6 protein-coding genes are annotated in these 12,753 nt (G+C 73.3%); 1 reads left to right on the top strand and 5 read right to left on the bottom strand.

The window, feature by feature from the left end; translation table 11 throughout:
- Positions 1–52: 52 nt before the first annotated feature.
- Positions 53–1,732 (top strand): HEXXH motif-containing putative peptide modification protein, encoded by a 1,680-nt coding sequence (locus EAD98_RS27170; protein WP_121656812.1) that lies wholly within the window; start codon positions 53–55, stop codon positions 1,730–1,732.
- Here the strand turns inward: EAD98_RS27170 and fxsT are convergent.
- The 5 genes from fxsT to EAD98_RS31080 form a co-directional block, all read right to left on the bottom strand.
- Positions 1,708–5,619 carry an FxSxx-COOH system tetratricopeptide repeat protein gene (fxsT, locus tag EAD98_RS27165; RefSeq protein WP_121656811.1) on the bottom strand — a complete coding sequence of 1,304 codons (3,912 nt, stop codon included), beginning with the start codon at positions 5,617–5,619 and terminating at the stop codon, positions 1,708–1,710. The two genes, EAD98_RS27170 and fxsT, sit on opposite strands and share 25 nt — an antisense overlap.
- Positions 5,620–5,631: 12 nt before the next feature.
- A complete protein-coding gene (locus EAD98_RS27160; RefSeq protein ID WP_121656810.1) occupies positions 5,632–6,873 on the bottom strand; it encodes a TIR-like protein FxsC in 1,242 nt (413 codons plus the stop codon).
- Positions 6,874–7,117: 244 nt separating this feature from the next.
- Positions 7,118–9,751 carry a discoidin domain-containing protein gene (locus tag EAD98_RS27155; RefSeq protein ID WP_121656809.1) on the bottom strand — a complete coding sequence of 878 codons (2,634 nt, stop codon included), beginning with the start codon at positions 9,749–9,751 and terminating at the stop codon, positions 7,118–7,120.
- Between the two features lie 204 nt (positions 9,752–9,955).
- Positions 9,956–11,155: an ROK family transcriptional regulator gene (locus EAD98_RS27150; protein ID WP_121656808.1), complete on the bottom strand. Its 1,200-nt coding sequence runs from the start codon at positions 11,153–11,155 to the stop codon at positions 9,956–9,958.
- Between the two features lie 230 nt (positions 11,156–11,385).
- The coding region (locus EAD98_RS31080) for a hypothetical protein (RefSeq protein WP_199723577.1) at positions 11,386–12,753 on the bottom strand (1,368 nt) is incomplete at its 5' end.

Genomic DNA, 12,753 nt, shown 5'->3' with positions numbered 1-12,753 from the left:
CGACACGGCTCACCGCCCCGCCGGCCCGGCCGTGCCGGCGGGGCGGTGAGCCGTGTCGGGGCCGCTGTCCGGAACGCAGTTCGCCGGGCTGGCCGGCGGGCACGGTGAACCCTCCGCGGTGGACATGCTGCGCGGTGGGCAGTTGGGCCGGCGCAGGCTGCTGACCGTCGCCGCCGCGCGCGCGTACGGCGACGACCCGCTGGTCCGCCGCGGCCTGGATCTGCTCACCCGGGCCGAGCGGGCCGACCCGGCGGCGGTCGCCGAGGTGCTGGCGCATCCGCCGTTGACCGGTTGGGCCCGCGCCGCCATCGACCGGCCGGCCGACCCCGGCTACCTGGCCGCGCTCGCCGCCGCCGCGGCGGCCCGGGCAGGTCTCGCCTTCGAGCTGACGCTGCCCTGCCCGGACGGCACGTTGCTGCTGCCCACCATCGGCGGCGCGGTGGATCTCGCCCCCGGCACGGCGGTGGTGAGCGCCGGGCACGGCACCGTGCGGATCATTCCGCGGGACGGGCCGGCGCGGTGGCTGCCGGCGCGGCGGATCACCCCGGCCGCCGGCGTCGAGGTGACCATCGATGACCAGGACCCGTGGCGGCGCCGCTACCACCACTCGCCAGCGCCCCGACTCGCCGACGACGACGCTGCCGACCTGAGCCGGCTGACGGGGCAGGCGTGGCGGTGGCTGCGCGTCAACCTGCCGGCGCACGCTGACGGGCTGGCCGGGTTGCTGCGCTCGCTGGTGCCGCTGCGCCCGCCGCCGTCCGGGCACGCGGTGAGCGCGACCAGTCGGGACGCGCTGGGCGCCATCGCGCTGTCCGTGCCGGCCGACCCGAAGACCCTCGCCCTGCTGCTGGTGCACGAGCTGCAACACACCAAACTCGGCGCGCTGCTGGACCTGGTGCCGCTGCACCGCCCCGGCGGACCGGCCCGCTACCGGGCGCCGTGGCGGCTGGACCCCCGCCCGGTCGGCGCCCTGCTCCAGGGCGCGTACGCGCACCTGGGGGTGGCCGAGGTGTGGCGCTGCCGGAGGGCGGAGGGTGTGGCCGCCGCGTTCGAGTTCGCGTACTGGCGGGAGCAGACCGGCCGGGCGGTCCGGCAACTCACCCGCGCGGCGGAGCTGACGGACGCCGGACGGACCTTCGTGGACGGGATGGCGGGCACCCTGCGCGGTTGGCGGGACCCGGTCGACGAAGAGGTCGGCGCGGCGGTACGGGACATCGCCGACGGCGGCGCGGTGCGCTGGGGCCTGGCCAACCTGCACCCCCACCCGGACGAGGTCGACCGCGCGGTGCGGGCCTGGCGGCGCGACCAGCCGTGCCCGGACGACGGGCCACCGCCGACGGTCGTGCCGGGCCGGCCCGCCCCGGCGCTCGCCACGGACACCGGTCCGGAGGCGGCGGTACGCGGACGACTGCTGGCCGACGACGCCGACCCGTCCACCCTGGACTCGTCCGATCGGGCCTACGCGGCCGGCGATCCGGCGCGTGCCCTGGACGGGTACCTGCGACGACTGAACGACGACCCCGAGGACACCGACGCGTGGGTGGGTCTCGCGCTCACGGCCCGGCGAACCGGACAGCCGGCCGCCGCTCGTGCCCTGGCGACCCGCCCGGACCTGGTCCGGGCGGTCCACCGGGCGTTGCCCGACGCCGACCCGCTGGCGGTCGCTCGGTGGTGCCTGGCGACACCGACACGAACGGGCAACACGCCCTATAGCAGCGCCGGTTCGATGTAGGCGTTCGAGCGCTCCCGCTGTCGGGCCTGTGTCACCCGTGGGTTGTCCCCGCCGAAGAGCTGCACCAGCTGCCCGAACGCCTCGTCGTAGAGGGCGCGCCCGGCGTCCGCCTCGCTCTCCGTGGCGAGCCGGCTCAACGCGAGGTTGATCGACGCGGAGAGGGTGTCCGGGTGCTCGGCCCCCAGCGCCCGGGTCAGCTCCACGTACGCGGTGGTGTCCAGCAGCAGCGCGGTGTCCCGGTCGCCCAGGGCGAACAGGTCGTTGGCGAGGTTGAGGGTGGCCAGCAGGGTGTGCGGGTGCCGCTCGCCGAGGGTGGCCAGCAGTTGGTCGCGGACCCGCTGGGCGAGGTCCCGGGCCTGCGGATTGTCGCCCTGCTTGCGCAACAGGACGCCGAGGTTGTTCAGACAGGCCAGGGTGATCGCGTGCGTCTCGCCGAGCACCTCGTTGTAGCCGTCCCGCAGCCGCCGGGCCATCCGCAGCGCGGTCTGGTTGTCGCCCACCGCCGACCACGTGGTGGCCAGCGCCATCTCGGCGGACAACGTGTCGGCGTGCTCGCCACCGAGGACGCGCTGGTAGCGAACCACGGTCCGCTCGATCAGCCGGTGCGCGTCGGCGAAGCGGCCGAGCTGGCGCAGGGTGAGCGCCAACTCCTTGGCCGTCCGCAGGGTCTCCGGGTGGTCCGCGCCGATCACCTTCTGCTGGACCGTGTAGGTGCGTTGCAGCACGCTGTGCGAGCGCCACAGCTCGCCGGTGTCCCGTAGCCCCCGCCCGTAGTTGCTGGCCGAGGCGAGGGTGGACGGGTCCTCGTCGCCGAAGCGGGCCCGCCGCCGCTCATGGATGTGCTGGTCCAACAGGGCGGCGCCGCGGAAGTCGCCGACCAACCGCAGCGACACGGCGAGGTTGTTCTCCGCGGTGAGGGTCCGGCCACTGTCGTCACCGAAGGTCCGTACGCTCAGTTCCAGGGTGCGCCGGTCCTGCGCCTCGGCGTCGTGGTAGAGGCCCTGGGCACGCAGGTCGGCGCCGAGACTGCGGGCGGTCATCAGGGTGTAGAGGTGGTCCTCGCCGAAGATCCGCCGCTGCCGGTCGTACACGTCCCGGTCGATCTCGTACGCCCGGTCGAAGTGGCTCTGCGCGCGCAGCACGTTCGCCAGGTGGAAACGCATGCGCAGCTTGGTCGGATCGTCCTCGTCGGTGTCGCGCCAACCGGCCAGCGACTCCTGCGCCAACGCCCGGCTGGTGTCGTAGTCGCCGCGCCGGTAGAGGTAGCGCACGATGTCCACGACCAGTTGCCGCGCCTCGTCCATCGTGGACAGGTGCAGCCCGCTGGGGCGTACGTGCGGCCACAGCTCGGCGTACCGGGGCCAGTTGACCGGCTTGTCCGGGTCCCGCGGGCTGGCGGCGGCGAGCAGCAACTGGGCCTGCCGGCGGGCCTCCTGGGCGTCGTCGAGCTGGTCCTGGATGACCAGTTGGACCAGCCGGTGGATGCGGACGGAGTTGTTCTCCGCGTCCACCTGGGCCAGCCCGTAGCGACCCAGCTCGGCGGTGACCAGGCCCTGCAGGATCGGGTCGGTCAACGTCGGGTCGAACGGGGCCATGAAGCTCGCGAAGCGCTCGCCGGTGAGCATGGCGACGGGGATGGGCTCCGGCGCGTAGAACGAGCAGAGTTCCAGCAGGCGGGCGGCCGCCGGCTTCTCCGAGCGCAGTTGGGCCAGGGTGACCAGCCAGGTGGCGGCGAGCGCCTTGGAGTAGCCGACGGACTGCCGGCCGTCGAGGATCCGCAGCAGCCCGGGGGTGTCCAGCGAGGCGAGGTACCGGTCGACCTGCATGGCGGTGGCCCGCAGGTACGCCGCGCCCTGCTCGACCGCGAGCGGCAGGTCGCCGAGTTTCTCCGCCACCTGCGTCGCCTCGTCCTCGGTGAGCCCACCGACCCGCTCGCGCAGCAACTGGACGCTCTCGGCGCGCTCGAAGACGGTCAACTCGGTCGCGGTGGCGTACTCGCTCCAGCTCTGGTCGCGGGTGGTGATCAGCACGTGGCCCGGGCCCTGCGGCAGCAGTGCCCGGGTGCCCCGGGTGGGCTCGTTGGCGTTGTCCAGAATGATCAGCCAGCGCCGGTCCGGTCCACCCCGGCGCAGCGCGTCGAGCACCCGGCGGACCGCGTCGGCGCCGCCGCCGGTGCCCAGCCCCATCGCCTGGCCGAGGTCGGCGAGGCCGCCGCGGATGCGCTCCTCGTTGTCCGCCGGGATCCACCAGACCAGGTCGTAGTCGCGGCCGAAGCGCAGGGCGTACTCGGCGGCGAGTTGGGTCTTGCCGACTCCGCCGAGGCCGTGCACCACCTGGGTCGCCGAGTCGGGTGCGGCGGTGAGGCGGTCGCGCAGCGCCTCGAGCTGAGCGGCCCGGCCGACGAACGGGGTGCCGTGCTGGCGGACGTTGGACACCGCCGGGAACGGGCCGGGGAACCGGCCGACCGCGCGCCCGCCGACCGCGACCGCCGAGGCGCCCGCGGCCTCCAGCAGCCGGGTCCGGGCCGTGGACGGGTCGACGTCGGTGAGGTCCACGGGGCTGCGGTCGCTGTACGGCACGGGAAGGCGCGACTCGTCCACCCGCAGCGGCACGAGCAGGCCCCCGCCGCCGAGCTGGTCCCGGCCGGAGGCGGTCTTCCACACCTCGGCGGCCAATGACATGCCCGCGTAGTGCCGGGTGAGCACGGCCAGCACCCGGCTGGCGCCGCCGACGGCCCGGTCGAACTCGGCCCTCCCGCCGGCTCGCAGCGGGACGTCCACCGCCCGGCGGTCCACCCGCAGCCCGGCGTCCTCCAACTGGTCGGTGATCCACTCGGCCCAGAGCCGGTCGGCGGAGGCGTAGCTCACCAGCACGGCCTGCTCGACGGTGAGCCGGCTGCGCTCGAACTCGGTCAGCGAGCGGCGGCGGTCCTCCTCGGGCATCGGGTGCAGCGTGGTGACCCGCCCCCCGGTGACCACCGAGGCGAGCTGCTCGTACGCGGCGAGCAGGGTGCCGACCTGCTCGGGCCGGTCGCCGAAGGCGGCGAGGATCTCCTCGTAGGCGTAGAAGGCGCGGTACGGCACCTCGATGGTGTTCCAGTAGCGGGCCGCCGCCGAGTCGGAGAGGTGGTCCAGGAACGGGGCGAACTCGGCGCGAACCAGGTCCCGGCCGGTCTCCAGCTTGCGCAGCTCGGCGTCCTCCACCCGCATCGGCACCGGCAGCAGCAGCGGCGGGTCGTCCGGGCGCTGGCTGCGGATGGAGCGGGCCACCGCCGCCGCGCCGCGGATGCTCTGGGTGGACATGGTGAAGCAGTTGACCACCAGGTCGGGCAGCTGCACGGTGCAGATTCCGGCCGCGTCGCTGAGGCCGGTGCGGCTGTCGATCAGCACCACGTCGTACTCGGCGCGCATCTGCGCGCGGACCGCGTCGATGAACGACGCGCCGCCCTGCCGCTCGTAGAAGTTGGCCCAGTCGAAGGTGCTCACCAACCGGGAGTACGCCGAGTCCTGCTGCCCCGCGGCCACGAAGTCGATGACTCCGCCGTGGCTGAAGTCCCAGTTCAGCGAGACCGCCCGCCGTTGGATCTTGGCGTGACCGGTGAGCAACTCCTGGGAGTCCTCCTCCCGGTTGCGCTGCATGGTGGCGATCGAGTAATCCCAGATCATCTCGATCACGCCCGGGGTGGCCCGCAGCTCCTTGTCCCGCAGGAACGGATGGAAGTAGCGGTGCAGGCCGGGAGATTCCAGGTCCCAGTCGACCACCAGCACCTGCAGGCCCTGGCTGGCCAGGATCCAGGCCACGTTGGCCAGCGCCATCGTCCGGCCGGTGCCGCCCTTGTACGAGTAGAAGGTCACGACCTGGCCGCGTGCCGTCTCGTTCACCGCCATGGCGTGCCTCCCCTAGGGACCTTCGAGGATCGGGCGTTGGCCGGAGCCGTCCGTGGGTGGCTCCTGGTAGACCGTGCCCGTGCGGTAGATCCGGCCCTGTTCGACAACCAGCACGTCCTCCAGCTCCTCCTGGAAGCGGGCGGACGTCGCGATCTCGGTGCGCCACAGGTCGCGGGTGTTGTGCACCACGTGGTGCGGAAGCACCCGGGCCAGGGTGTCCCACATCTTGCGGTTGCCGCCGGACGCGGCGTCGTCGGCGGCCGTCCAGGGCACGAGCACCGGTGCCCGGGGCGAGTCCACGTCGCGGTCGTAGCGGATCAGGCTGAGCTGGTAGCGCGGCAGGTCGGCCGACCAGACGTCGACGATCAGGACGACGATCTGGTTGTGCGCCCGGGCCCATTCCCGGACGGCGGCCAGCTCCTGGGCGTCCTCCACCGTCCAGCCGTAGCTCTTGGTGGTGGCGATGGCCCCGGCCCAACTGCCGATCGGCACCTCCAGCTCGGGCCGGTACGGCCGCCAGTCCCGGGACACCGCGCCGTAGCGCTCCTCGGCGCCGGGACGGCTGCCGGCCAGCTCGGCGGAGCTGCCGGCGACCAGCACGATGTGCACGTGCCGCGCGCTGGTGGCCCGCTGCACCGCGCCGGCCACGGTCGGCCCGGTCTGCGCCTGCGGTCGGGCCGGCTGGCCGAAGGCGCTCGTCACCTTGGCCAGGGTCGGACGCTGCGCCGGCTGGTGCAGGGTGTGGTCACGGGCGGTCTGCACGATGTGCTTGGCCAGCGCGTCGACGAAGTCCCGGTACTCGTCCTCGTGCCGACGGCGCTGCTTGAGGGTGAGCAGCCCGTCCTGGGCGTAGACCGTGCCGGTCGGGAAGTTGCGGTACTGGTAGGTGCCGACCACCTCGGGCAGCCGGTCGCAGGGGATCCACTGCACCGGCACCAGCGCCGGCGGGCGGACCTGGAACTGCCGCTCGTGCTCGTCGATCCGGTCGGCGAAGACCCGGAACTCCCGGCCACAGTAGTCACTGACGACGTACCGGGGCGAGGTCAGCGCGATCAGGCAGGCACTGGTGGAGAGAGCGTTGGCCAGCGCCTCGGTCCAGGTGGTGCCGAGCAGCATCTGCCCGTCGATGAACCCGGCCTCGTGCCAGTGCACACCGGCCAGCCCGGCCACCGCCTCACTGAGATCGGTGAAGAAGGCCTGCACCTGACCGTTGCGGTTGTCCTCTTGGGCGTAGCTCAGGAAGAAGAGTGGCACGCCCGCCTCCGCTCACGGGTCCCACGACCGGTGCGCCCAGTATAGGACCGTCGATGCCAGCCCAGCCGTAGCGCGATCATCGCATCCGGCGCGCCGGCAGTCACATGCCCGACGGTTTGTGGGCGAGCGGCGGCGTGGAGGCGACCGGGCCGGCCGGGTCTTCGGCGGGACCCGGCCGGCCAGCCGTGGTGCGACCCGACCGGCCCGGTTCGTCGGCGCGACCGGGCCGGTCAGGGCGCCCCGGTCAGGGATAGGTGGTCAGGTACACCTGCTGGGTGGCCGCGTTCGCGGTGCCACCGGCGTTGTTGATCACCCGGTTGATGGTGCCGACACCGCCGAGCGAGACGGTGACCATGTTGGTGAACCGCACGTTCGGGTTGGTGGGCGCCTCGATGGCCCGGTCCGCCACGACGGCCGGGTTCACGTTGAAGTAGCAGTAGCTGCCCATCCCGAACGCCTGGTGACTGGTGACCGAGTCGGCCACCTTGTACGCGGCGTACCCGCGGGTGGAGCCGTTCATCCAGGCCGCCTGGTTGGGCGGGTCGTAGGGCATCTCGTTCTGGTAGAAGTACGTCCGCCCGCCGTTGCCGTTCCAGACGGTCTGGTACTTCTGGTAGTGCTCGACGAAGAGGCCGTACATGGTGACGTTGTCGCCGTTCACGGTCAGCCCGGTGTCGGCGGTGTTCAACGTCCATCCGGTGGGCACGCCGCTGGCGGCGTGGTCCGCCCGCCACAGCCACATGTGGTCGCCGATCACGTTGTCGCTGTTGACGGTCAGGGTGTTGGTGGCCCGGCCCACGTGGGGCCCGCCGATGCGGAAGAACACGTCGTGCAGCGAGGTCGGGTTGGCCGCGTGGCTCGCCGCCGAGCCGGCCGGCCCGACCTCCATCAGCACCGGGGAGTTCGTCGTGCCGGCCTCGAACATGATGCCGGCCACCTTGACACCGTCCACGTCGGCCACCCGCATCGCCACGGTGCCGTTGTCGGCCTGGATGGTGGCCAGGCCGAGGCCGAGGATCACCGTGTCGGCCCGGTTGACCTGGATCGGCTCGGTGACGTGGTGCACGCCCGGGGTGAAGAGCAGGTGCCGGCCCTGGGCGAGGGCCGCGTTGATGGTGGCCGCGCTGGTGCCCTGCTGGACGACGAAGAACTGCGACAGCGAGATGGACGAGCCGGCGGGGGTCTTGTTGTACCAGCTGGTGCCGGTGGAGTTGGTGCGCAACGCCGGTACGAACACCCGGTACTCGCCGGTGCCGTCGACGTAGAGGAACGGCTTCTCCCGTACCTGCGGGGTCTGGGCGATGACGGTGTGCGACGGGTTGGGGAAGTGCGGCGGGGGTGCGCCGGTGACGCCCTGGAAGACCATGTTCCACACCGAGCCGGTCCAGCCGTTGCCGAACTCGCTGTTGCGCGAGTACCACTGCTGCTGCGAGCCGGAGACGACCAGGCCGTCGATGCGGGTGTCGGCCAGCAGGCCACCGCTGGACCAGCCGTCACCGCCGTTCCAGAGCTGGATCTGGTTCTGCGCGCCCCGCAGGTGCATCCGCCGGTACGGCGCCGCCTGGGACACCGCCCACCGCTCGACGGTCTGCCCGGCCGGCAAAGTCACCGACAGGTTCTCCGCGGCGCGCCAGAAGTTCTGGGTGGCGTTGCCGCCCATCCAGAACGCCTCGGTGCGGACATGCCCGTTGAGGTTCACGTCGTCCGGGCTCATGCCGAGGCCGGCGACCTGCGTGAAGAAGCCGAGGTTGACGTCGGCCGTGTAGCTGCCGGGCTTGAAGAGCACCGCGTAGCGCTGCGGGCCGAACTGGTTGGTCTCCTGCTGGGTGAAGAGGGTGTTCAGTCGACTCTGGATGGTGGCTGTCGGGGTGCCCGGGTCGAAGACGAAGGTGTTGGGCCCCAGGTTCGGGTTGCGCGGGTCGGTGGTGTCGACCGGCGGCTCACTGGTGCCGCCGGTGGTGTTCACCGCCAGCTCCCACAGCGAGTAGCCGTAGGCGGTGCCCCGCGCGGTGCCGTACATCCGCAGGTAGCGGCCGCTGCCGGTGACGGTGAGGCTCTGCGTGCCGCCGGCGCCGGTGGTGGTCGAGTAGATGGTGGTCCAGGCGTTGCCGTCGGCCGAGGTCTGGAGCTGGAAGGCCCGGGCGTACGCGGCCTCCCAGGTGAGCACCACCCGGCAGATCGTCCGGGTGCTGCCGAGGTCGACGCGCAGCCACTGGGGGTCGCCGGCGGTGCTGGCCCAGCGGGTGCCGGTGTTGCCGTCGACGGCGGCCGAGGCGGACAGGGTGGCGTTCTCAGTGGACGAGGCGGTGGCCGGGCGACCCTGGGCGGCGTTGGTGCCGCCGCAGGTCGGGGTGCTGCCGCCGGTCTCGCCGTAGACCTGGAACTCCCAGAGCGAGTAGCCGTAGCCGGTGCCCCGGGCGGTGCCGTACATCCGCACGTACCGGCCGGCGCCGGTGACCGTGAGGTTCTGCGTGCCGCCGGCGCCGGTGGTGGTCGAGTAGATGGTGGTCCAGGCGGCTCCGTCGTCGGAGGTCTGGAGCTGGAAGGCGCGGCCGTAGGCGCCCTCCCAGAGCAGGTTCACCTGGCTGATGGTGGCCCGCGCGCCGAGGTCGACCTGGAGCCACTGCGGGTCGCTGAAGGCGCTGGCCCACCGGGTGCCGGTGTTGCCGTCGACCGCGGCGGACGCGGGGGTGCCGGCGTTCTCGGTGGACGAGGCGGTGGCCGGGCGCCCCTGGGAGAGCAGGGTGGGGGCGGCCTGCGCGGGTGCCGGGGCGCCGGCCGGGGTGAGCGCCGCGACCAGGGCGACGGTCAGGCCGAGGAGCAGGTGCCGGGTGGTCCGCCGGGGGCGCGGACGTGCGGATGTAGCGCGAGATGTCATGACATCGCCTGTCGATAGGGGGTTACGGACGACGCGCGGGTGGGATCGGGCTCGCCCGTGGTGCCGTGGGTGGTGCCGCCGATGCGGCGCCGCGGGGCGGAGAGCGCTCTCGTAGGAGTGTTGCGGCGAGATTGCGACGGCGTCAAGACATCGATCTATAACACTGTTATTTATCCCGAAGGTTGGTTGTGGGCGATTTGCCGCTCAGCGGCGTACGCCACCCTCGGTGAGGAACCGGGCGATCGGCAGCGTGGCGGCGCCCAACGCCACCGCGTCCACCCCGAGCCGGCACAGCTCGATCGACGCCTGCCCGTACGGCTGGCGCAGCGCCTGCCGGCCGGCGGCCTCCCGCACGGCCGGCAACAGGTCGCCCAGCGCCATCGCCGCCCAGCCGCCGAGCACCACCCGCTCCGGGTTGAACAGGTTGATCAGGTTGGCCACCCCGGCGCCGAGGTAGCCGGCCGTGTCGTCCAGCACCCGCCGGGCGGTGGCCGACGTCGCGGCGGCTGCGACGAGCGCGGCGAGTTGGGACTCCTCGTCGTCGCCCGGCACCGGCCGACCCCGGCGCGCCTCCCGGTAGCGGTCGATGATCGCCTCGGCGCCCACGTACGCCTCCAGACAGCCGCGCGCGCCGCACCGGCAGGGCCGGCCGCCGTAGATCAGGGTGGTGTGCCCCCACTCCCCCGCGCTGCTCGACGCGCCCCGGTAGGTGGCCCCGTTCGTCACCACCGCCGCGCCGACGCCGGAGCCGACCAGCGCGAAGACGGCGTGCCGCGCGCCCCGGCCGGCTCCGAACCAGATCTCCGCCTGGCCGAGGGTCTTCGCGCCGTTGTCGATGTGCAGCGGCAGGTCGGTGCCGGCGCAGATCAGACGCTCCAGCGGCACCCGGTCCCAGCCCAGGGCCTGGGCGTGCACCACGGCCTCGACGCCCTGCTCGACGACCCCGGAGACGCCGATGCCGACGCCGAGCACGTCGGCGGGGACCACCCCGGCCTGGCCGGTCACCGCGTCGATGCCGGCCAGCACGTGCCCGGCCACCAGGTCGGGCTCGGTGCGCGCCGGGTCCAGCGGGTGCTCGACGCTGGCCAGCAGGGTCATCCCGAAGTCGAACAGCTCGACCCGGACCCGGGTCTCGCCCACGTCGACCCCGATCACGAAGGCGAACCGGGGTGCGACCCGCAGCAGCATGCTGGGCCGGCCGCCGTCGGACTCGGCAGCGCCGGCCTCGACGACCAGCCCCTCGTCGATCAGGTCGGCCACCACGTTGCTCACCGCCGGCTGGCTCAACCCGGTGCTGCGCACCAGGTCCTGCCGGGTGAGCGGGGCATCGAGGAAGAGCTTCGTCAGCAGGAGAGACCTGTTGCGGAGCCGGACGCTCCGGTTGGTGGCTCGCGCCAGCTCCACTCGTCACCTCGATCCCGTCGATTGTCCGAGCGACTGTAACCGCCCCGTGCTTGACGACCCACCGGCCAACTACTTCAATGACGACATTCATTAAGCCGTGATGTAACCCCGGCGCCTCGCCCGCACGACCGGGACCGCCACACCGGTGGCCTGAACGGGGGCGGGCGAGACCGAGGCACCCTGGGCGCCGCGCCGATCAGCGTCCAGGGTGCCTCGGTCTCGCCCGGTGCTCAGTCCAGGACGCGTCGGGACAGCGAGGGCGGCAGCCGGCCGGCGAGCAGCCAGCCGGCGCCGGTGGCGACCACCAGCAGCCCGCTGACGATCGCCACGAGGTGCGCGACGGGCACGGACCCGAGCGGGTCGAGGTCACGGTGCAGGGCAGCGGCCAACGCCAGGTACGCGCCGGTCACGCCCAGCACGGCGCCGAGCAGAGCGAGCGCTCCGGCGGTGGTGGCGGTGAGCGTCCGTCGTACCCGCCTCGACGCGCCGGTCGCGGTCAGGGTGCGCAGGTCCGCCACCGCCTCGCCCCGGATGAGCCCGACCGTCGTCGCCAGCACCCCGAGCGCGAGCAGCACGCCGGCGATGGTCGCGCCGGACCGCAGCGCGGTCAGCGACCCCTGCTCCCGGCGTGCCTCGATGGTGAGCCCGGCGGCGGCGGCCAACTCCTGGGCCGTGGCGAGCTGCGCGCTGGTGAGAGGGTGGTCGGCCGCGAGGAACCACCCGACCCGGGCCGGCTGCCAGCCGTGCCGGTCGAGCGCGGCGGGAGTAATCAGCGAATCGGGCAGCCCGGTGTAGCCGGACCGGGGCAGGGTCCGCACGGTGGGCCGCACGCCCCGGGCCGGGATGTTCATCAGCGCCAACTCACCGGTGCGGGTGGTGAGCACATCGGTGTCGGCGTCGACCGTCATTCCGGCCGCCCCGTTCAGCCGGAGCAGCCCGGGACTGACCACGTAGAGCGGATGCGAGGTCGTCGACTCGCCGGCGGCGCGCGGAACGCCGATCTCGACGGCCGGGTGACCGGTCGGTCCCCCCTCCCGGCCCGGGTCGGTGTGCGAGGCCACCACCGCCATGTCGAGCGGAATGACGGTCGCGCCGCCAACGCTGGCCGCGATGGTGTCGGTCCGGGCCTGGAGAGCGGCGATCTCCGGCGCCGTGCGCTCCGGAATCACCGGGTCCGGCTGGCCGATCCGGACCAATAGCTGGCTGTCCGCCAGGTTGCCCAGCCCAGCCGCCTCCCGGCTGCGGTACTCCGCCGCGGCGGAGCCCACCACGATCGCCGCCGACAGGCCCACCGCGAGACTGATCGCGGCGAGCGCCGCGCCGGCCCGAACGCGGTACCGGGCCAGGTCGGCCAGCGCGAGCCGAACGGCCACCGGCAGGCCGCCCCGGGTCGCCGCGAGCGCCGGGATGGTCAGCGGGCTGGCGAGCAGCACGCCGAGCACGGTGCCGACGCTTCCCACGACGATGAGCAGCGGGTTCGATCCGTCGGAGAGCACCAGGGCGGTGAGGCCGGCGGCGAGCAGCGCGGCGGCGGCCACGGCGGTCCGCCGCGCCGCCGGCGGGGCCGGTGGCCGTGCCGACAGCGCGCTCATGATCGG

Origin of the sequence: Micromonospora sp. CV4, assembly GCF_003667455.1 — a bacterium.
GTDB lineage: Bacteria > Actinomycetota > Actinomycetes > Mycobacteriales > Micromonosporaceae > Micromonospora.
This window is presented reverse-complemented; position numbering and strand designations above follow the sequence as displayed.

What these genes read in the sequence shown, in the direction of transcription:
- fxsT (WP_121656811.1), bottom strand. Translation starts at nt 5,619, where the DNA reads ATGGCGGTGAACGAGACGGCACGCGGCCAGGTCGTGACCTTCTACTCG.
- EAD98_RS27155 (WP_121656809.1), bottom strand. Translation starts at nt 9,751, where the DNA reads ATGACATCTCGCGCTACATCCGCACGTCCGCGCCCCCGGCGGACCACC.